The organism is Gordonia sp. w5E2, assembly GCF_036540975.1.
Taxonomy (GTDB): domain Bacteria; phylum Actinomycetota; class Actinomycetes; order Mycobacteriales; family Mycobacteriaceae; genus Gordonia; species Gordonia jacobaea.
The window spans coordinates 1,166,814-1,188,887 of sequence record NZ_CP144213.1 but is presented as its reverse complement, the minus strand read 5'-3'; the positions used below and the strand labels follow the sequence as shown (position 1 = coordinate 1,188,887).

Genomic DNA, 22,074 nt, shown 5'->3' with positions numbered 1-22,074 from the left:
TCGACGACGGGTATCAGCTGAACGCCAACCACACAGCAAGACCGAGCCCGCCGAGTCCCACCGCGATACGCAGGGGCCCGGCGGGCAGTCGCTTGACCACGGGTGGACCGCACCAACCGCCGATCAGGCAACCGATCGCCATCGCGATCGCAGCCGGCCAATGAACCGGGCCCCAGATGATGAACCCCACGGCCGCAACAAGATTGGCCACGCCGAGAAACAGAGACTTCAACAGCGTTGCGCGCCAGAGTGGTTCGCTTGTCACGACGAGAGTCAGGGCGAGTAGCACGATGCCCGCGCCCGCACCGAAGTAGCCGCCGTAGATGGAGATCAGGCCGAGTCCGACGACGAAGAGCCACGGACGGTCGGCGTGGCGTGAGGCGAGTCGTCGAAGCTGTGGTTGAACGAGCAGAGCAATCGCCGCAAACCCGACGAGGTACGGCACGATCACCTTGAAGCTGTCGGGGGGCGTGATCAAGAGAATGATCGCGCCGATCGTGCCGCCGATCAGCGACGCGACCACACCGGCGTACAGCGGCCGACGATCACCCGCGAGCAGTACTTTGCCGGACTGGCCGAGACTCCCCGCCCCCACCGCGACGAGCGACACCGTGTTGGTGACGTTCGCCGCGATCGGGCTGAGTCCCACTGCCAGAAGGGCGGGATAGCTGACCACCGACGCCAAGCCGGTGACGTATCCGATCAGCCCAGCGCCGAACCCCGCGACGAACAGCAGCACGAGGTCGAGCACGCTCATCGGTCACGCCCACTCGACCCGACGGAGCGCCCACTCGGCAATACGCAGCGCCCAGTCGGCGGTAGGCAGCGCCCAGTCGGCGGTAGGCAGCGCCCAGTCGGCAGTACGCGACGCTCAGTCGGCTCGACGGAGCGCACAGTCGACGAGATCAGGTCAGTGCGCGAAATGCCGTGCACCGGTGAGGTACAGGGTGATGCCGGCCTCGGCGGCGGCCTCGATGACCTCTTTGTCGCGGATCGACCCGCCCGGCTGCACGACGGCCGATACCCCACCGTTGATCAGCACCTGCAGCCCGTCGGGGAACGGGAAGAAGGCGTCCGACGCTCCGACGCTGCCACTGGCCCGCTCGCCTGCGCGGGTGACGGCGAGGTGCGCCGAGTCGACCCGGTTGACCTGCCCCATGCCGACGCCGACAGAGGCGCCGTCCTTGGCGAGCAGAATGGCGTTCGACTTCACCGAGCGGCATGCGCGCCAGGCGAATTCGAGGTCGGCGAGGGTGTCGGGGTCGGCGGGAGGTCCTGCGACGAGTGTCCAGTTCTCCGGGTTGTCACCCTCGGCGTCGAGGATGTCGCGATCCTGCATGAGCAGGCCACCGGACACCGGACGGAATTCGAGTCCTGCGCGCACCGGCGGGACGGCTCGCAGGATGCGTATGTTCTTCTTACGCTGCAACACCGAGAGCGCGCCGTCGGCGAAGCCCGGGGCGATGATCACCTCGGTGAAGATCTCGGCGACCTGCTCGGCCATCTCGACGGTGATCTCACGGTTGGCCGCGATCACGCCGCCGTATGCACTGACGGGGTCGCACGCGTGGGCGAGACGGTGTGCCTCGCCGATCGTCTCACCGATGGCGATGCCACAAGGGTTGGCGTGCTTGATGATTGCGACGGCGGGTGCGTCGAAGTCATGGGCGCTGCGCCAGGCGGCGTCGGAGTCGGTGTAGTTGTTGTAGCTCATCTCCTTGCCGTGCAACTGTTCTGCCGACGCGAGCCCCTCAGGCGCCGCAGTGGAGAGATAGAGCGCCGCGGCCTGGTGGGGATTCTCGCCGTAGCGCAGCACAGCGGAACGCTCCCAGGTGAATCCGGACCATTCGGGGAACGTCGATCCGTCCGCTGCCGGCGCCACTTCCTGCGACATCCAGGACGCGACGGCGACGTCATAGTCAGCGGTGTGCCGAAATGCCTTGGCGGCCAACTCGCGTCGCTGTGTGAGCGTGAATCCGCCCTCGGCGACGGCGGCGGAGACCTGCTCGTAGTCCATCGGGTCGACGACGACGGCAACGGTGGGATGGTTCTTGGCCGCGCCGCGCACCATCGACGGTCCGCCGATGTCGATCTGCTCGATGCACTCGTCGGGGGTGGCACCCGACGCGACGGTCTCGGTGAACGGGTACAGGTTGACCACGACGAGATCGAAAGGTGCGACACCCAATTCCTCGAGCTGCGCGACGTGCGATTCCTTGCGACTATCGGCGAGGATGCCCGCGTGCACCTTGGGATGGAGTGTCTTGACTCGTCCGTCGAGGCATTCCGGGAATCCCGTAACCTCCGACACCTCGGTCACCGGAATACCTGCTGCCGCAATGGTTTTCGCAGTCGACCCGGTCGAGACCAGTTCGACGCCCGCCTCGTGCAACGACGACGCGAGATCGGCGAGGTCGGTCTTGTCGTACACACTGACCAACGCGCGCTTGATGGGGCGTCGACCTGTGTCTGCGGGGGTGGCTGCGTTCACGGAATCCGGGCCTTTCGTCCGTCGATGACAACTCCTCGGGTGACGAGTTTCGCCACAACGTCGGCGAGCAGGAATCGCTCGACCGACTTGATGCGTTCGTGCAGGGTCTCCTCCGTGTCGCTCGGTGAGATCATCACCGGCGCCTGCGCGAGGATCGGTCCGGTATCGACACCGTCGTCGACGAGGTGGATCGTCGCGCCCGTCACCTTGACGCCGTGCTCGAGAGCGTCGGCGACGCCGTGCGCGCCGGGAAACGACGGCAACAACGCCGGGTGGGAGTTGACGATGCGGCCACCGAAACGCGACAGGAACGCCGGGCCCAGGATCTTCATGAAACCTGCGGTCACCACCCACGCCGGCGCGACTGCTGCCACCTGCTCGGCCAGCGCTTCGTCCCAGCGGGTGCGGTCGGCGTGATCGGAGACACGACACACGACGACGGGGATCTCGTGGCGTTGCGCGATCGACGCTGCGCGGCAATCACGGTCGACGACGACTGCCGTCACCTCGAAGGCGGCATCGGGGCCATCGGCGCGGTCGATGAGGGACTCGAGCAGTGTTCCCGTACCCGACGCCATCACGACGATCGGGACGCGTACCGGGTTACCGGCAGCGTCTACGGGGGTTCTGTTCACATCTGCGAGCCTAGTGGATCGCTGTTCACGCCCCGTGAGCGAGTCGCTGCGTCCGCGGTGCTGACGGAGTCGACGCCGCTTCCGTCATCGTCAAACCCGGTGCCGTCGTCGAGCACTGTGGCGTCGTCGAACCCGGTGGCGTCGTCGAACACGGTGACGCTGTCATCCGCGCCACCTTCGGACTCGGCACTCTCGTCGTCGGTGACGTCAACGTCGCCGTCCTCGTACTCCGAAGCGCCATCGAAGTCCGCGCCGACGGCGTCGTTCTCGCCCCAGGAGTCGTTCTCATCCCACGAGTCGTTGTCGTCCCACGAGCCGTCCTCGTCCCGGGAGTCGACGACGTAGTCGTCGTCGTATCCGGAGTCGTCGAGCCAGGTGTCGAGATCGTCGGAATCCTCACCGCCGGACTCGATCTGCAGCCTGGCGCGCCGAGTCGATGGCAGGCAGCCGTAAATGAGCGCGACGATCAGGCCGACGACGACGACCCAACCGAGCGTGAACACTCCCGCCGCTGCGACATTGACGCCCGTCGCGCCGATCTCACCGAGTTGGCCGCCCGCGGGCCAGGCAAGCAGCACGATGATCGACGCCGCGACCGCTCCGGCCACGCCGACAGCGCGGACGTGTGCGATTGGGTCGAGCGATCGGCATCGCCAACCGACGTAGCCGGCGACGGCAGCGGGGACAACGAATCCGACGACGCCGAGCGTGCCGTAGTCGGCATCGGGGAGCGCTGCGAGTAGCGGCACGGGCGGCAGCGGGCCGCTGCGCACGGACAGCAGGTCCACCGACATCGCCCCGACGTGGACGTCGGCGCCCACGAGAACTGCCGTCGCGCCCACGATCACGTTGGGAAGGTAAAGGATCGACAGCACTGTCAGCCCCAGGTAACCGTCGAAGCGGTAGCCGCCGCCGAGGAGTTGCCCGACGTCGGAGAAGCTCAGTAGAAGTCGCACGAGAACGAGAACCGACCCGGCCGCGAGGAGCGCAACCGCGGCAAGGAGGCCGAACCGAAACCCTCGACGGTCGGCGGCGGTCACCGAGGTCAGTGCTGCGAGGTCGCGACGTCGTCGCCAGACCACACCCGCGGCTGTCGCCAGCCCGTGCAGTGCGATCGTGCAGCCGAAGGCCAACAAGGCATTTGGCGCAGCAACGGGCATATCCGACGATCCGTCCATGAGGACAGCCAATGCCATCGCGGTGATCACGAGTGGTCCGCCGATCGCAGCCGCCGCGATTGCCGCGAGCTCGGACGGCGACCGTCCGACGCGGCTCGCCGACGATGCGAATCCGGCGGTTCCCGCTGCGACGAGCAGGGTCGGAAGCATCGGAAGTACACCGAGCGTGACGCCGTTCATCGTCAGCGGCACCTGGTGGATCGCCAGCCAGCAGGCCGAGATCACGTTCGCGATGCCCGACATATCTCCGCCGGACATGAGGAGCACTGCCAGCACACAGACCACGAGGACCATCAGCGTGATGACCGGAACCCCGAATGCGACGAGGATCAACTCGCGCGCGCTGCCCTCGGTGCCGAGACGCTGGGCACGGGTCGCCCGCCGCACCTGACGCAGACGCGCGGAAAGATTCTCTCTGGGCACAGACCTGATCGACGACATCGTTACGAGCGTGACACGAGTGACTGCAGTTGAGTCGGAGACGCGCCGAGAGACGACGCTCACGGCATACGCGCAGGGCCCCGCAACGTGGCGGGGCCCTGCGCGTATCGAGTTATCTGGATGGCTCCCCCGGGGATTCACTACCCAGGGGTGTGTCGGCCGCGTCGTCAGCTCGACGACGAACCGCCCCTGCCCGACTGATCTTCGGGCCGGTGGAACGCCGTGGTGCGCTCCCCGCGCTCCCCGTATCCACTCTCGGCCGACGGCGCGGCGGTCGGCGAGGACCCCGCACCTCCCTTCGAGCCCTTCGAACCCGGCCCTGTCGACTCTGACGCTCCGGTGCCGCCCGGGTATCCGGGCTGAGCGGACGGACTCGCCGACGGCTGCGACTGCGAATACGACGAAGCCGAGTAGGGCGAGTAGGACGACGAGTGGGGCGACGATTCCTGGGGCGACGACTCCGGTGCCGACGCTGCGCCCGCGCCGTACGCGGTTGAGCTGCCCGCCTGATGAGAGGGCGACTGGCCGTAGGTGTACGCCGACTGTCCGTAGCTACCGGCAGAGGAACCCGACGCAGGGGTATGAGAGCCAGCGGGACTCGAAGCGACAGGCGCCTGCGCCTTGCCCGATGCCTGTGCATCGCCGTAGCCGGTCGTTGTTGCCTGACCGTATGCCTGCGTAGCGGGCGTCGACTCGGCCACGATGGTCGTCTGCTCGACGGCCGTCACGGTCGCGCCGGTGGGCACCGAACCTGTCGTCGCGGCAGCGCCCGGCGCTGGTGCCACCTTGACCGCATCGAGCACGACGAGCAGCCAGAGGATCGCGAGTCCCGCGATCAGCAACGCCAGGACCAACTGCACGTAGTCCTGCCACGAGGTGGAGGCGGGCACGTAGCCGCCGTAGTTCGCGTAGTTCTGAGCGTCCGACACTGCGGAGCGAATGATCGAGTAGATCCGAGTCACCGCGTCGGCGCTGGTCCAAGCCGCCAAGACCGGAACGAGCGCGTTGACAGCGACTTTGTTCGGGAACAAAGCCGCGAGCAGCGACAGAGCGATCACGATGATGCCGGACGACAGCCCGGAGCCATAGCTCCAGAAGCCGATGAACAGGTTCAGCGCCGCGAGCGCGCACAGAGCGATGGCGAGGATGAACGAGATGTTCGCCGGAAGCCCCTGGCTCGCAGGCTTCGGCGCGGCACCGTAGCCGTATTGCCCCTGCCCGTATTGGTTGTAATCGGACTGACCGTATCCCGGCTGCGAGTACCCGGACTGGGGATATCCGGACTGTTGCCCATATCCCTGCTGCCCGTAGCCCTGGTCGCCGTAGCCCTGAGACTGTCCGTAGCCCTGAGCTTGTCCGTAGCCCCCGGCACCCTGCTGGCCATAGCCGGAAGGCTGTCCGTAGCCGTACTGACCGGGCGCCTGCTGTCCGTAGCCCTGCTGTGACGATCCTTGCTGCGACGATCCCTGCTGGGACGATCCCTGCTGGTCAGAGCTGCGCTGCCCGCTCCCGGCCTGCGGATATCCGGCCTGTTGTCCATAACCCTGGCCCGAGTCGGAAGCGCCGTAACCGGAGCCTCCCGGCTGATAGCTCATACGTCATATCTCCTGGTCGAAGCGTGCGAGCCGCACCCACATGCACACATGGCACGGCAGTTCCCCGACCACGCTAGTACATCGGTGTGAGACGGATCCCTCACCACTGATGTTCGCGACCGCGCTCCGAGTACCAGTCGATGAGGCCCGGATCGTCTATCGACCGAGGGTCGACGTCGACGCCGCTGCGGCCCGCGAGGATCGCCGTCACCGGCACCTCGAGCTTCTTGCCCGTGCGGGTGTGCGGGATGCCGGGCGCCTCGATCACCTCGTCCGGCACATGTCGTGGCGACAGTCGTGTGCGGATCGACGACGCGATCGTCGAGCGCAGATCGTCGTCGAGCGTGGCGCCGGGCACCAGGGTCACAAACAGGGGCATCCAGTACTTGCCGTCGGGACCGTCGACGCCGAGCACGAATGCCTCTGCGATCTCGGGGAGGCTTTCGACGACCTCGTAGATGTCGGCCGAGCCCATCCGCACACCCTGCTTGTTGAGCGTCGCGTCGCTGCGGCCGTGGATGATGAGTGAACCCCGATCGGTGACCGTGACCCAATCGCCGTGTCGCCATACGGGTTCCGAGTCGGTCTCGGTGCCCGACCACTCGTGCGCAAAGTATGCCGCTCGATAGCGAGCACCGTCCGGGTCGTTCCAAAAGCTCACCGGCATCGAGGGCATCGGTGCGGTGACGACCATCTCGCCGACCTCACCGATCAGCGGCGTGGTGTCGGGAGCCCAACTGGCAAGCGCCACACCGAGGTACCGCACCGACAATTCACCGGGCACCACCGGCTGCCCCGACGATCCGCCCGCGAAGGCGGTCACCACGTCGGTACCGCCGCTGATCGATGACACCGGGATTCCGGGGCGCACGTTTTCGTCGATCCAGTCGAACAGGTCCGCCGACAACGCCGAACCGGTACTCCCGATTCCCCGTAGCGCCGCCAGGTCGTGGTCGCGGCCCGGTCGCAGGCCCGCCTTGCGGCTTGCCTGCAACTGTCCGGGACTGGTGCCGAAGTAGGTGACGCGTTCGTCGGCGACGAGTGCCCAGAGCCGATCGGCATCGGGGTAGAGCGGTGAGCCGCTGTAACAGACGATCTCGGCACCGATCAGCAATCCCGCTGCCTGAAAGTTCCACATCATCCAACTCAGTGCGGTATGCCAGAAGAAGACGTCGTCACGCGACAGATCGGCATGCAGCCCAGCGGCTTTCAGGTGTTCGACGACGACGCCGCCGTGCCCGTGCACGATTCCCTTGGGGCGCCCCGTTGTTCCCGAGCTGAACAGCACCCACAGCGGATGATCGAACCCGACCCGCACCGGGATGTCGGCGTCGGGAACGTCGGACTGCGCCTGCGAATTCGACGCAATGGCGTTCTCGTAGCTCAGAATTTCGATTCCGCGTGCGGGCTGGCGCGACGGATCTCCTACGACGATGTGGCAGCTCAGCCCTTCGAGAAGGCCTGCCAGTTCCGCGCTGTCGGCCGTCTTGTCGATGTCTTTGCCGTTGTATCGGTACCCATCGGCGGTGACCAGCACCTTGGGCTCGAGTTGGGCGAGGCGGCCCGCAGCACCCGAGGGTGCGTAGTCCTGCCCGCAACCCGACCAGATCGCGCCGACCGCAGCGGTTCCGAGGAACGCCACCAACGCCTCGGGAATGTCGGGCAGGTAGGCGGCGACCACATCGCCGACACCGACCCCGAGCCGGCGAAGGGTGCGCGCGAAGGACAACGACTGGTCACGCAATTGTGCCCAGGTCAGCGACACACGGGTACCGCTCTCGTCGACTCCGACGATCGCGGTCCGCGCAGCGGCGTCGGGATCGTCGGCATGCCGGAAGACCTGATCCACGTAGTTCAGGGTGACGTCGGGAAACCATTGCGCGCCCGGCATTTCCGTCGACGCGAGGACAGCATCGTCTCCCTCGGCGAGCGGACCGGCAATGGCGTCGAGATCGTAGAAGTCCCACACCGCGCGCCAGAACTGCGCCGGACTGTCCACCGACCACGACCACAGCGTCTCGTACGACGACGTGTCGACGCCGTAGCGCTCGGCGACCTGTCGCGCGAAATCATCGATACGCGTGGTTGTTTCGCGACGCTCAGAAGAACCGGGCACGGTCGACGACGCCATTACGCCAACCCGAGAAGGTCGACGGACTCAGCGCGCATCGCCACCTTGCGCACCTTGCCGGTGACGGTCATCGGGAATTCCTTGACCACGTGGACATATCTCGGGATCTTGTGGCGCGCAATCTTGCCCGTCGCGAACTCGCGCAAGTCGTCGGCCGTGAGGTCGGCGACGCCGTCGCGCAACTGAATCCACGCCATCAGCTCTTCGCCGTAGCGCTCGTCGGGCACTCCGATCACCTGCGCGTCGAGGATATCCGGGTGGGTGTAGAGGAACTCCTCGATCTCACGCGGATAGATATTCTCTCCCCCGCGAATCACCATGTCCTTGATGCGCCCCGTGATCCGTACGTACGAGTTCGGATCCATGACGGCCAGATCGCCGGTGTGCATCCAGCCGTCGGCGTCGAGCGCCTCATCGGTCTTCTCGGGTTCGTTCCAGTACCCACTCATCACGCTGTAGCCGCGGGTACAGAATTCGCCGGTCTCGCCGCGCGGCAGTGTCTCTCCCGTGATCGGGTCGATCACCTTGATCTCCAGATGCGGGCCGACGCGCCCGACCGTGCCGACCCGAAGTTCCAGCGGATCGTCGACTCTCGTCTGACACGACACCGGCGATGTTTCGGTCATCCCGTAGCAGATCGAGACCTCGCCCATGTGCATGCGATCAACGACCTGGCGCATCACGTGTTCGGGGCACGGTGAACCCGCCATGATCCCGGTCCGCAGACTCGACAGATCGATCTGGCCGGGCTCGACGTGATCGAGGAGCGCCAGCTCGGCGATGAACATCGTCGGCACACCGTAGAGGCTCGTGCAGCGATAGTCGGCGACGGCGCGCAGCGCGGCTTCGGGATCGAATGTCGGCGACGGAATGACCATGGCCGCACCATGACTCGTCGCGGCCAGGTTTCCCATCACCATGCCGAAGCAGTGGTAGAACGGCACCGGGATGCAGATGCGGTCTGCGTCGGTATAGGCGAGGAGTTCGCCGACGAGATAACCGTTGTTGCTGATATTGGCGTGCGTGAGTGTCGCACCCTTCGGGAAACCCGTTGTACCCGAGGTGTATTGGATATTGATCGAGTCGTCCGGCCGCAGCGTCGACGCACGTTGCGCCACCGCAGCCAGCTCGTCGTCCGACGGCCTGGTGAGCAGTTCATCCCACTCGGGCGTTTCGAACAGGATCACCTCACGCAGTTCCGGCGTCGAAGGCCGAGCGGCGTCGAGCATTCCCCGGTAGTCGGAGTCCTTGTACCGCTCGGCGGCGAGCACGACGCTCGTACCCGACTGCGTGAGCGCGTAGTCGAGTTCGTTCTGGCGATAGGCGGGATTGAGATTGACGAGAATGGCACCGATCTCGGCGGTCGCGTATTGCACCATCACCCATTCGGGTCGGTTGGGCGCCCACAGCCCGACCCGATCGCCTGCCTGAACGCCGTGCCGCAGCAGTCCGGCGGCGAGCGCGAGGACCTCGGTGCGGAACTCTCGGTACGTCCAGGTGCGTCCGCTCGGCGCGTCGACCAGCGCGAGGTTCTCCCCGTACGCGTCGGTCGTTCGCGCGAGCGTTTGCCCGATCGTCTCCGTCAGCAGCGGCGGGTTGTCTTCACCACGGGCATAGGCCAATTCGACCGTCGGCTCGGCCATTCGGATCACTCTCTTCTCGTGGACTCATATCCTGATCATGCGGTCATTTAGGTGTCGAGGTTCTCGGCTGCGGCGGCACGCGCCAGCACAGCCTCGGCCTGACGAAGCACGGGGCCGTCGATCATTTGCCCGTCGAGGCTGAAGACGCCACCGTGATACTCCTCCGACTTCTCGAGAACCTGCTTGGCCCAGTCGATCTCGTCGGCATCCGGGCTGTAGCCAGCGCGGATGATCTCCACCTGCGAGGGGTGGATACATGCTGTCGCGGCGTATCCGAGTGCGACGGCGTCGCGGACCTCCGCAACAAGGCCGTCGGTGTCGGGAATGTCGATGTGCACCGAGTCGACGGCAAAGATCCCGGCGGCTGCCGAGGATATCCGCACCATCGCGCGCGCGTAGCGGGCAACGTCACGATAGGTACCCGCTCCTCGCTCGCCCTGACCGAATCTGCTCGACTTGCCGCCGAGACCGGCAACGAGATCCTCTGCACCCCACATCAATCCGATGCAGTTGACGGCTTGGGCGATCTCGTTGACGTTGACGACCCCGAGTGGTGTCTCGATGAGTGCGATCGTCTGAAACGCCGTCTCGATGATCGACGTCGCGGTTTCGGCCTTCGCCTGCATGACCACCCGATAGTTGGTGTCACTCAAGGCTGCGAGATCACGCCGATAGTCGCCGGTACCCGCCGGGTTGATACGCACGACGGTTCGGTCGGGGTCGATCGGGTTGGCGACCAACGCTTCCCGCGCTGCCACGCGATTCTCCGGTGCGACGGCGTCCTCGAGGTCGAGGATGACGACGTCGGCTCGCTCGAGCGCCTTCTGGTAGCGATCGGGACGGTCCGCCGGACAGAACAGCATCGCCGGCCCCGAGGGCAGCCAGGCGTTGACCAACATCTGCGGTTCATTGCCGATCTGGCTGGAAATACCGAACTGATTGGGCGGCACGATCGGGCCGGTGGTCACGATTCTCACTCCTGTTCGTTCAGACGTCGCCGGAGTTGTCTCCGGCGGTGTCAGTCGTCGGGTCGCTTCCGTACCAGTGTGGCCCTCGCGGCTCGGGCGACAACCACCCCGTCCTGATTGCGACCGACGTGGAGCAGGTTGACAACCCCTTCGCCAGGCCGCGACCGCGATTCGCGGATGCCGGTGCACTCCGTCTCCGCGTACAGCGTGTCGCCCGCGAACAACGGTGCGGGAAAGGAGACCTCGCTGAAACCCAGGTTTGCGACGAGCGTCCCCTGGGTCAGTTGCGACACCGACAATCCGACGATCGTCGACAGCGTGAACATCGAATTGATGAGTCGCTGACCGCCGAAGCCGGGTTGCTGGGCCGACCACGCGGCGTCGAGATGCAGTGCCTGGGTGTTCATGGTGAGCGTGGTGAACAGCACGTTGTCGGCCTCGGTCACGGTCCGTCCCGGCCGGTGCTCGTACACCGTGCCCTCGACGAACTCCTCGAACCACAATCCGCGTTGTATCACCCTGCGAGCCGTCGATGTGGGCGATTGCGTGCCATCACTCATGAGAACCCCAGCTCTCGTGCGATGAGCATGAGTTGCACCTCGGTGGTGCCCTCCCCGATCTCGAGGATCTTCGAGTCCCGGTAGTGGCGTGCCACCGGGTACTCGTTCATGAACCCGTAGCCGCCGTGGATCTGTGTGGCCATCCGCGCGTTGTCCATCGCGGCTTCACTGGCGATCATCTTGGCGATCGACGCCTCCTTCTTGAAGGGCTTGCCCGCCAACATCTTCGCCGCGGCGTCGTAGTACGCGGTGCGGGCGACGTGTGCTCGCGCCTCCATGCGGGCGATTGCGAACGACACCGATTGGTAGTTGCCGATGGGCTGACCGAAGGACTGCCGCTCCTTGGCGTACTTCACGCTCTCGTCGACGCACCCCTGCGCCACGCCCGTTGCGAGTGCCGCGATGGCGATGCGCCCTTCGTCGAGGATGGACAGGAAGTTCGCGTAACCGCGGCCGCGCTCTCCGAGCAGATTCTCGGTCGGTACCCGCGCGTCGGTGAAGGTCAGCGGATGGGTGTCGGAAGCGTTCCAGCCGACCTTGTTATAGGCCGGCTCCGCGGTGAACCCGACCGTGTCCGACGGCACGATGATGGTCGAGATCTCCTTGCGCCCACTGTCTTTGACACCGGTCACCGCGGTCACCGTCACCAGCGACGTGATGTCGGTGCCGGAGTTGGTGATGAACTGCTTGGCGCCGTTGATGATCCACGTGTCGCCGTCGTCGCGCGCCGTTGTGGCGGTTGCCCCGGCATCGGAGCCGGCTCCCGGCTCGGTGAGGCCGAATCCAGCCAGCGCGACACCGGATGTCAGGTCGGGCAGGTAGCGCTGCTTCTGCTCCTCGGTGCCGAACTTGTAGATGGGCATCGCTCCCAGCGACACACCCGCCTCGAGCGTGATCGCGACCGACTGGTCGACCTTGCCGAGTTCCTCGAGGGCGAGCGACAGTGCGAAGTAGTCGCCACCCATGCCGCCGTACTCTTCGGAGAACGGAAGCCCGAAGAGGCCCATCTTTCCCATCTGCGAGACAACCTCGTACGGAAAGCTGTGTTCCGCATCGTGTTTCGCAGCGACCGGTGCCACCACCGACTGCGCGAAGTCGCGCACGGTGTCGATCAGGTCGGTGTAGTCCTGTGTCAATTCCATCAGTTGGCCTGCTCCATCGAGTTCTCGTCGGTTACGTGTGCGAGTGTCTGACCGGCCGCGACCTTGTCGCCGACCTGTGCCGCGAGCGCAACGACGCCTGCAGTCGGCGCCGTCAACGTGTGCTCCATCTTCATCGCCTCGACGACGATCACGGGTACGCCTGCCTCGACGGCGTCGCCGTCGTCGACCGATACGGCAACGATGGTCCCGGGCATGGGCGAGGTGATCTCTCCGGCCTTCTCGTCTGCGGCCTCGTCGAGGATCGGTCGCGCGAGTTCAAGAGTCCACGATCCCGTGGGACCCGCGACCCACCACGATCCGTCGATCTCGGAGTGAGACCACGATTGACTGACGCCGTCGACGATCAAGCGGTCGACGTGATCTCCGTTGCCGCCCTGGTCGATTCGACGGTACTCGACGTCGGCTTCCCAGGAATCGACGTCGTCGCCGGAGACCGTCGCACGTCCACGCAGAATATCGTCGGTGGCGGCGTCGACACAGAACGAGACCGTCCAGTGCCTGTTGTCGCCGTCGACGATGCGGGTCACCACCGGTGCGGGTGCGCCGATGCGCCAACCGACTTCGGTATTCCAGACGTCGCCGGGCTGCCGAAACCCGGTGCGGGCAGCCCCCAGGAGCACCAGCGCTTCCGGAACCGGTTGCGGCGCAGCGTAGTCGACGACGAGCCTGTCGAGCAGTTCGGTGTCGAGTTCGGCGTCGCGTACGCGGTCCTGCGCCAACACGAAGCGACAGAAGTCGATGTTGGTCACCACACCTAGCACTCTGGTGTGCGCGAGTGCCTGGTCGAGGCGTTCGATCGCCTCGTCGCGATCGCTGCCGTACGCGATGACCTTGGCCAGCATCGGGTCGTAATCACTGCCGACGACCATGCCCTCGAACATCGCGGAATCGACACGGATGCCGCTGTATTCGGCATTCTCTCCGTGTCCACCCGGCTGTTCGAGCGCGACGATCGTGCCGCCGGTCGGCAGGAATCCTCGTGCCGGATCTTCTGCGTACACCCGCGCCTCGATCGCGTGGCCCGCCAAGACGATGTCGGACTGGGTGAGCGCGAGCTTCTCACCGCGCGCAACCCGGATCTGCTGCTCGACGAGGTCGACTCCGGTGACGAGCTCGGTGACGGGATGCTCGACCTGCAGCCGCGTGTTCATCTCCATGAAGAAGAACTGATCGGGACGCTTGGCCGAGACGATGAATTCGACTGTGCCCGCTCCGGTGTAGCCGACGCTGCGTGCGGCGTCGCAGGCAGCCTCACCGATACGTGCGCGCGTCGCCTCGTCGAGGAGCGCCGAGGGTGCCTCCTCGATGACCTTCTGGTGTCGACGCTGCAGCGAGCACTCGCGCTCGCCGAGATGAATCACGTTGCCGTACTGGTCGGCTAGGACCTGCACCTCGATATGGCGGGGGGTGTCGACGAAGTGCTCGAGGAACAACGAGTCGTCGCCGAATGCCGATCCGGCCTCTCGTCGTGCACGCTGGAGCGCCGCCGGGAGTTCGTCGGCGTTCTCGACGCGATGCATACCCTTGCCGCCGCCACCGGCGCTCGGCTTGATCAGGACCGGGAATCCGATCTCGGGCGCAGCCGCGATCAGATCCTCGTCGGTCAGCCCCGGCCGTGACAGGCCGGGCACCACCGGGACGTCGCGTTCGACGACGGCGGCGCGCGCGGTGATCTTGTCGCCCATCGTCGCGATCGCGTCCGCCGGAGGTCCGATGAAGACAATCCCCGCGGCGTCGAGCGCGGCCGCGAATTTCTGGTTCTCCGAGAGGAATCCGTAGCCGGGGTGCACCGCGTCGGCGCCGGTCTGCTGCGCCGCGCGCACCACCGCGTCGATATCGAGGTAGCTGCGTGCGGCGGACGCAGGCCCGAGTCGTACTGCCACGTCGGCCATCCGCACATGCAGAGCGTCGGCATCGGCGTCCGAGTAGACGGCGATGCTCCGAATCCCCATGCGGCGCAATGTCTCGATGACGCGGCACGCGATCTCGCCTCGGTTGGCCACGAGCACGCTGCGGATCGGGCGGGCTGTCGGTGTCGTCATGACGTTCTCATCCATCTCGTGTCGCATCGGTCGGTCACATCCGGAAGACGCCGTAGCGCTGATCGGCCAGCGGTGCGTAACGGGCGGTTTCGAGCGCGAGCCCGAGCAACGTGCGGGTGTGTGCCGGATCGACGATGCCGTCGTCCCACAGGCGCGCCGTCGAATAGTACGCGTCGGACTGTTCGTCGAATTGCTCGCGGATCGGCGTCTTGAACGCCTCCTCGTCGTCGGCCGACCACTCCTTCCCGGATCGTTCGATCTGGTTGCGGCGCACCGTCGCAAGGGTGTCAGCGGCCTGTGGTCCGCCCATCACGGAGATGCGCGCGTTGGGCCACGACCACAGGAACCGCGGCGAGTAGGCCCGGCCACACATCGAGTAGTTGCCCGCCCCGAACGAACCGCCGATCATCACGGTGAACTTCGGAACGCGCGCGCACGCAACGGCATTGACCATCTTGGCGCCGTTCTTGGCGATACCGCCTTCCTCGTACGCACGCCCGACCATGAATCCGGTGATGTTCTGCAAGAACACCAACGGAATTCGACGCTGGTCGCACAGTTCGATGAAGTGCGCTCCCTTGAGCGCCGATTCGCTGAACAGCACACCATTGTTGGCGACGAAGCCGACGGGGTGGCCGTGCACGTGCGCGAACGCGGTGACCAGCGTCGTGCCGTAGTTCGCCTTGAACGCGGTGAATTCGCCTGCATCGCTGATGATCTCGATGACCTGTCGAACGTCGTACGGAGTACGCGCATCGGTGGGCACGACGTCGTAGATATCGGTCTGGCTGCGCGCGGGTTCACGCGGGGCGATCGTGTCCCACTGTGGTTGCTCGCGCGGCCCGAGGGTCGCGATGATCTCGCGGACCTTGGCCAGCGCCTGCTGATCGTTGTCGACGAGGTGGTCGGTGACCCCGGAGACCGACGAGTGCATGGCACCGCCGCCGAGGTCCTCCGCGCTGACGTCCTCGCCCGTCGCGGCCTTCACCAGCGGGGGCCCCGCGAGGAAGATGGTGCCCTGATTGCGGACGATGACGGTCTCGTCGCTCATCGCGGGCACGTAGGCGCCGCCCGCCGTAGACGATCCCAGCACCGCCGCGATCTGCGGGATACCCGCCGCGCTCATCGTCGCCTGGTTGTAGAAGATGCGTCCGAAGTGTTCGCGGTCGGGGAAGACCTCGTCCTGCGCCAGGAGCATCGCGCCACCGGAATCGACGAGGTAGATACAGGGCAACCGATTGGCTGCGGCGATCTCCTGCGCGCGCAGATGCTTCTTGACCGTCATCGGGTAGTAGGTGCCACCCGACACCGTGGCGTCGTTGGCGACGATCATGCACTCGCGCCCGGCCACCCGTCCGACGCCGGCGATCACGCCCGCCGACGGCGCCTTGTCGTCGTACATCCCGAACGCCGCGAGCGATCCGACCTCGAGGAACGGCGACCCGACGTCGAGCAAGCCGTCGACGCGATCGCGCGGAAGCAGCTTGCCGCGCGAGATGTGCCGCTCCCGAGCCCGCTCGCCGCCGCCGACCGCGACCCGCGCAAGCCGCTCCCTCAGCGTCGCGACGTTGGCCTCGTGCACCTCCCGGGCCGTCGAGCCGTTGGTCGAGCCCTTCCCGCCGGTCGAGCTTGCATCGCTGGTCGAGCCCTTACCGCTGGTCGAGCTTGTCGAGACCACCCTCGTCACAGGCAGACCTTTCGCTTGGCTGGAATGCGTGCAGCCACGCGCTTTCAGTTAGCTGCAATTAACTGAAAGCGACTCTAGCGGATCGCGGCGCGGCTGTCATCTACTTGTCATTGTTGTCCCTGACGTGACGGGCGTCACGCAATTTCGTACTGTGGGTGATGAGGTCCACCACCCCCGGACCCAGCCCACACGTCGTCGGCCGCACCCCGTGCCGACGCCGACACACCACGAAGGCCAGGTGAACCCGTGACCCTCGCAGATGATCGAGCCGACCGATTCCGGCGCGACGCAACCGCGAAGAATTCAGCATCGACGCAGGCAGGAGGGCGTGCGACGACACGCCCCACCGATTTCACACTCGACGACCGATACACCCGCGAAGAAGGTCCGATCTTCCTCGGCGGGATCACAGCGCTCGTCCGGATGATCGCCGACCGCGCCCGCGTCGACCGGAGACAGAATCTGCGCACGGCGTCGTTCATCTCCGGCTACGAAGGCTCGCCGCTCGCAGGCTTCGACCTCGAACTCATGCGACGCCAGTCGCTCCTTGCACCCTTCGACGTGGTGCACCGCCCAGGTCTCAACGAAGAACTCGCCGCGACGTCGGTCATGGGATCGCAACTCGCCCCGACACTCGGCCCGCTCGCGGCCGACGACGACGGCCAGCAGCGCAACGGCATCGTCGGCTACTGGTACGGCAAGGCGCCCGGCCTCGACCGCGCATCCGACGCCATACGCCACGCCAACCTCATCGGCACGCATCCCGACGGCGGTGCCGTAGCGCTCGTCGGCGACGATCCCGCAGCCAAGAGTTCGACCGTCCCCTGCACGTCGGAGATGGCGCTCGCCGACCTCTACATCCCGACGCTCTACCCGGCCGATTCCCAAGACATCCTCGACCTCGGCGTGCACGCCGCGGTCATGAGCCGGGTCAGCGGCCTGTGGACCTCGCTCAAGATCTCCGCACACGTGGCAGACGGGTCGTCGACGGCGGTGGTGCATCCCGATCGAGTGGTGCCCGTCTACGGCGATCTGGGGCGCAGCCCGCACGTACCCAGCGGCAAACTGCTCGGCGCCAATCTCATGGAACTCGAACAGAATCAGTTGACGACTCGCATCCCCCGCGCGCTGGCATATGCACGACACAACGGCATCAACCGCATCGCGGTACGCAGTGGCGACGACAGGATCGGACTGGTCGCCGCGGGAAAGACCTACCTCGACCTCCGGAATACGTTGCGGCTCATGGGACTCGACGATGCCGATCTGCAACGAGCCGGTATTCGCATCCTCAAACTCGGCATGGTCTACCCGCTCGACCGCGAGATCCTCGAACGCTTCATCACCGACACCGCCGCCGGTCGCCTCGACGAGGTGATCGTCGTCGAGGAGAAGCGCGACTTCATCGAAACCATGATGCGCGACATGCTGTATCGCCATCCGCGCGCCCCGCGCATCGTCGGAAAGGTCCACGAGGACGGTTCCACATTGTTCTCGCGTTTCGGCGAACTCGACGTCGACGCAGTCACTCTCGGCCTGGCGACACGCCTGGCAAGACACCATCACCTCGACGCCGCGCAGGCATGGCTCGACGAGCACAACGCGCGCCGGTCGAGTACCCGGATCGACCTTCCCCTCGCCGTGCGCACGCCGTATTTCTGTTCGGGCTGCCCGCACAACAGCTCGACCAAGGTGAGCCCCGGCACGCTCGTCGGCGGCGGAATCGGCTGTCACGCAATGGTGTTGCTGATGGATCCGGATCAGGTCGGCGACATCGCCGGGGTCACCCAGATGGGCGGCGAGGGCGCGCAGTGGCTCGGCATGGCACCGTTCGTACCCGCGGACCACTTCGTGCAGAACATCGGCGACGGCACGTTCACACATTCGGGATCTCTCGCCCTCCGCGCTGCGGTCGCCTCGGGCGAGAACATCACCTACAAGCTGCTCTACAACGGCACCGTCGCGATGACAGGCGGACAAGACCCCGTCGGCGAGTTCAGCCTCGCCCAGTTGACGCGACTGCTTGCCGCAGAAGGGGTGTCGCGCATCGTCGTCACCTCCGACGACCCGTCGCGCACACGTTCCGCCGACCTCGCCGACGGCGTCGTGGTGCGTGATCGCGGCGACCTCGCCGACGTCCAGCGCGAACTCGCCGAGATCCCCGGCGTCACCGTCCTCATCCACGATCAGCACTGTGCCGCGGAGAAGCGCCGCAAGCGCAAGCGCGGCCAGATGCCAACTCCCACACAGCGCGTCGTGATCAACGAACGCATCTGCGAGGGCTGCGGCGACTGCGGCGAGAAGTCCAATTGCCTTTCGGTGCACCCGGTCTCGACCGAGTTCGGCCGCAAGACACGCATCGACCAGAGCTCGTGCAACCTCGACTTCTCGTGCCTGAAGGGCGATTGTCCGTCGTTCGTCACCGTCACGCCGGGCCACACACCCGCGACGCGGCGTGCAACCGAGATCGACGCCGCCGCCGTCCCCACTCCCCCGACCACTCGACCCGTCACCGCCGACACCGACTTCACGATGCGCATCACGGGCATCGGCGGGACCGGCGTCGTCACCGTCTCCCAGATCCTCGCCACCGCAGCGTTTTTGGACGGTCACGCTGCCCGCACGGTCGACATGACCGGCCTCGCCCAAAAGGGCGGCGCCGTGGTCAGCGACATCAAGGTCTCTGCGCTGCACTCCGCCGACGCCGCTGGTCCCGCTGGTCGAACCCCGAACGATGGTCGAGCTGATTCGACCGATGGTCGAGCTTGTCGAGACCACCCCACCGCTGGTCGAGCCGATCCCGCTGGTCGAGCCGATACCGCTGGTCGAGCTTGTCGAGACCACCTCCCCCGCCCCCTCGAGCAGGCCGCCAAGGCCGCGGCCGACACGTGCGACCTGTACCTCGCGTGCGATTCCCTGGTCGGCACCGACCCGGTGAACCTCAAGGTCACCGCGCCGGATCGGACCGTCGCGGTGGTGTCGACGACCCGGATTCCCACCGGCGCCATGGTCATCGACACCTCGGTCGGCTTCCCCGCCGACACCGCCGTCCACGATTCGATCGACGCGCGTGTCGCACGAGCCGCATACCTGGACGCGGGCGCGCTCGCGACGGAGTTGTTCGACGACGAGCAGTTCGCCAACATGCTGATGGTCGGCGCGGCGTATCAGACCGGAGCACTGCCGATCTCGGCAGAGTCGATCGAGCGCGCCGTCGAGCTCAACGGCGTTGCGGTGTCGGCAAACCTGCAGGCGTTCCGGCGTGGTCGTCAGGTGATCGCGGATCCGGATGCCGTGTCGCGAGAGCTGACCGGCGTCGAATCGGTTGCGGTGGAGCCGAGTTCGTATGCGCGTGAGCAGGTGGCGCGACTACACCTCGACGACCTCGCCCATAGCGTCGGCATCCGCGTCGACGAACTGGTCGCCTACGCCGACGAGCGTTATGCCGCTGAGTATCTGGACGTCGTCGACCGTGTGTCGCGTGAATCGGGCAGCCCCGAACTCGTCGACGCGGTGGCACGCAACCTGTACAAGCTCATGGCGTACAAGGACGAGTACGAGGTGGCGCGCCTCACCGCCGATCCGACCTTCGCCGCGCAGATCACCGGCGAGTACGGCGATGACGCCAAAGTCGCTGTGCGACTGCATCCCCCGCTGCTGCGCGCATTGGGCCGCAAGGAAAAGATGTCGTTCGGTGCGCGGACGGCCCCGATGCTCGCCGGTCTCGCGAAGATGAAGCGGCTGCGCGGCACGCGCCTCGATCCGTTCGGCTACACCGAGATTCGACGCACCGAGCGCGAGCTCATCGTCGAGTATCGGGAACTCGTCGACGCGATCCTCGGCGCCGTCGGCTCAGGGTCTACCGATCCGGGCGCTCACGATCCGGGACGTCTGTCGGCGCTGGCCGAGTTGGCGGCCCTGCCCGACATGGTCCGCGGCTACGAGCAGATCAAGATGGACAACGTCGCACGGTATCGCGCCGAGGTCGCACGCCGCCGCGCCGAGCTCGGGATCTGACGGCCGTCCAGACTGGGCGCGCGGAAAGTGGGGGAAGGGTTCTTCCCCCACTTTCTGCGTAGCACTCCGACCACCCCGCACCGGGCCGGCCGAACTCTTCCCCGTGGCTCCGACCCCTCCCCGCGAAACAACCCCCGGAAACGCACACAACCCGAGAAAAGAACCCTTCCCCTAGTTTCTGCACGGCCCGACGCCCCGAAGCCCCCGTCAGTCCCCCGCGCACTCCAGCGCGGCGGTGGCCATGGCGGTGAGCACGGTCCGGAGGCGGGCGCTGTCGAGTGAAGGCAGTCGCGGCGACGAGTTGAGCAGGCCGAACATCGCGTGCACGCGGACGCGGGCTTCCGGCCGCGCGAGGGTCACTCCGCGTTCGGTCATCAGCGCGAGCAGCACGTCGACCCACTGCTCGACGTATCGGCGCTGCAGCGAGCGCACCTCGTGGTTGGCCTCGGGTGTCAGGTTGTGCAGGTCGCGATCCTGCACGACGATCAGGTCCGGCTTGGTGACGAGCACGTCGATGTGGAAGTGGATCAGCGCCTCGAGGGTCTCCGCTGGCGCGAGGCCGCGGTCGACGACCTCGGCACCGCCGTCGCGGAGTCGGCGGCTGATGTCGAGCAGCATCTGATCGAGCAGGTCGGTCTTCGACGCGAAGTGCCGATACATCGCGGGACCACTCACGCCGACCGCGCCGCCGATGTCCTCGAGGCGTACGCCCGCGAATCCCCGTGCGGCCATTTGCCGGGCGGCGGCGTCGAGCATTTCTCGACGTCGAGCGGCTTTCGCCTCGCCACGCTTGGTGAGGGGCGGCGTGACAGACGCGGCGAGCGTCGCGGTCTCAACGGGGTCTGCTGGCGTCATGGTGTCATCGAATCTACCGCCGGTACGGCGGTGCTCGCGCCGTTAATTCACCAACCGTTGATGTGTAGGACGTCGTCGAGCGGCTTGCGTTGTGCCGGGGTGAAGTCGGTGCCCTGCGTGTAGGCGACAGGCAGCAGCACTCCCTGGTGCACGCCGTCGGGAATCCCGAGCAGGTCGGCCACGTCTTGCTCGTACACGAGGTGCAAGGTGGTCCACGCCGAACCCAACCCGCGTGCGCGCAGGGCGAGCATCAGATTCCAAGCCCCCGGAAGCAACGACCCCCACACCCCGGCCTGGTTGCCCGTCGGCAGGTCAGCTCCCGTTTTGATCGCACCCAATATCAACACGGGCACCTCGCCCATCACGTCGGCAAGGTACTGGGCGCTGGCGGCGACGCGGCGGGCAGACTCGGTCGACAATGTGCGCTGCGCCGAGTAGTCGGCGAACGAGCGGGCGTAGTAATCGGCCACCTTGCGCTTGAGGTCGGCGTCGGTGATGACGATCCAATGCCAGCCCTGCGCGTTCGACCCCGTCGGGGCCTGAATCGCAACCTCGAGCGCTTCACGGACGACCTCGATCGGAACAGGTCGCTCCAGGTCGAGGCGCTTGCGAACCGAACGGGTCGTCGTCAACAACTCGTCGGGGTTCAGCGGCAGAAGGTCGGTCAT

Annotated in this window: 15 protein-coding genes; 1 reads left to right on the top strand and 14 read right to left on the bottom strand. The window is 66.3% G+C overall.

Annotation, left to right across the window (positions count from 1 at the left end; translation table 11 throughout):
• Window positions 1-13: 13 nt before the first annotated feature.
• The 12 genes from RND64_RS05440 to RND64_RS05385 form a co-directional block, all read right to left on the bottom strand.
• Window positions 14-757: a sulfite exporter TauE/SafE family protein gene (locus RND64_RS05440; protein ID WP_049697903.1), complete on the bottom strand. Its 744-nt coding sequence runs from the start codon at window positions 755-757 to the stop codon at window positions 14-16.
• Between the two features lie 153 nt (window positions 758-910).
• Window positions 911-2,491, bottom strand: a complete 1,581-nt coding sequence (purH, locus tag RND64_RS05435; protein ID WP_331436465.1) for a bifunctional phosphoribosylaminoimidazolecarboxamide formyltransferase/IMP cyclohydrolase — start codon at window positions 2,489-2,491, stop codon at window positions 911-913.
• Window positions 2,488-3,069 (bottom strand): phosphoribosylglycinamide formyltransferase, encoded by a 582-nt coding sequence (gene purN, locus RND64_RS05430; RefSeq protein WP_331436646.1) that lies wholly within the window; start codon window positions 3,067-3,069, stop codon window positions 2,488-2,490. The genes purH and purN overlap by 4 nt, the downstream gene beginning before the upstream one ends.
• 53 nt (window positions 3,070-3,122) lie before the next feature.
• Window positions 3,123-4,745, bottom strand: coding sequence for a cell division protein PerM (locus RND64_RS05425; RefSeq protein ID WP_331436464.1), 1,623 nt, complete (start codon window positions 4,743-4,745; stop codon window positions 3,123-3,125).
• 167 nt (window positions 4,746-4,912) lie between these two features.
• Complete coding sequence (locus tag RND64_RS05420; RefSeq protein ID WP_331436463.1) at window positions 4,913-6,340, bottom strand: hypothetical protein; 1,428 nt, start codon at window positions 6,338-6,340, stop codon at window positions 4,913-4,915.
• Window positions 6,341-6,440: 100 nt separating this feature from the next.
• Window positions 6,441-8,471: an acetoacetate--CoA ligase gene (locus RND64_RS05415; RefSeq protein WP_290724696.1), complete on the bottom strand. Its 2,031-nt coding sequence runs from the start codon at window positions 8,469-8,471 to the stop codon at window positions 6,441-6,443.
• The gene (locus tag RND64_RS05410; protein WP_290724693.1) at window positions 8,471-10,114 is read right to left on the bottom strand and encodes an AMP-binding protein; all 1,644 of its coding nucleotides are present in this window, start codon (window positions 10,112-10,114) and stop codon (window positions 8,471-8,473) included. The genes RND64_RS05415 and RND64_RS05410 overlap by 1 nt, the downstream gene beginning before the upstream one ends.
• Window positions 10,115-10,161: 47 nt before the next feature.
• Entirely contained in the window at window positions 10,162-11,082 is a 921-nt protein-coding gene (locus RND64_RS05405; protein WP_414651981.1) for an HpcH/HpaI aldolase/citrate lyase family protein, read from the bottom strand.
• Window positions 11,083-11,132: 50 nt separating this feature from the next.
• A complete protein-coding gene (locus tag RND64_RS05400; protein WP_290724690.1) occupies window positions 11,133-11,642 on the bottom strand; it encodes a MaoC family dehydratase in 510 nt (169 codons plus the stop codon).
• Window positions 11,639-12,784, bottom strand: coding sequence for an acyl-CoA dehydrogenase family protein (locus RND64_RS05395; protein ID WP_290724687.1), 1,146 nt, complete (start codon window positions 12,782-12,784; stop codon window positions 11,639-11,641). Before RND64_RS05395 ends, RND64_RS05400 begins: the two co-directional genes overlap by 4 nt.
• Window positions 12,784-14,847 (bottom strand): acetyl/propionyl/methylcrotonyl-CoA carboxylase subunit alpha, encoded by a 2,064-nt coding sequence (locus tag RND64_RS05390; RefSeq protein ID WP_290724685.1) that lies wholly within the window; start codon window positions 14,845-14,847, stop codon window positions 12,784-12,786. The genes RND64_RS05395 and RND64_RS05390 overlap by 1 nt, the downstream gene beginning before the upstream one ends.
• A 34-nt stretch (window positions 14,848-14,881) precedes the next feature.
• Complete coding sequence (locus RND64_RS05385; RefSeq protein WP_290724827.1) at window positions 14,882-16,429, bottom strand: carboxyl transferase domain-containing protein; 1,548 nt, start codon at window positions 16,427-16,429, stop codon at window positions 14,882-14,884.
• Window positions 16,430-16,780: 351 nt separating this feature from the next.
• Between RND64_RS05385 and RND64_RS05380 the strand changes: the two genes are divergently transcribed.
• Window positions 16,781-20,551: an indolepyruvate ferredoxin oxidoreductase family protein gene (locus RND64_RS05380; protein ID WP_270483213.1), complete on the top strand. Its 3,771-nt coding sequence runs from the start codon at window positions 16,781-16,783 to the stop codon at window positions 20,549-20,551.
• A gap of 207 nt (window positions 20,552-20,758) precedes the next feature.
• Here RND64_RS05380 and RND64_RS05375 read toward each other — a convergent pair whose 3' ends face one another.
• Window positions 20,759-21,406: a TetR/AcrR family transcriptional regulator gene (locus RND64_RS05375; protein WP_270483215.1), complete on the bottom strand. Its 648-nt coding sequence runs from the start codon at window positions 21,404-21,406 to the stop codon at window positions 20,759-20,761.
• 47 nt (window positions 21,407-21,453) lie between these two features.
• On the bottom strand, window positions 21,454-22,074 hold the full coding sequence (locus RND64_RS05370; RefSeq protein WP_270483217.1) for a nitroreductase family protein: 621 nt from the start codon (window positions 22,072-22,074) through the stop codon (window positions 21,454-21,456).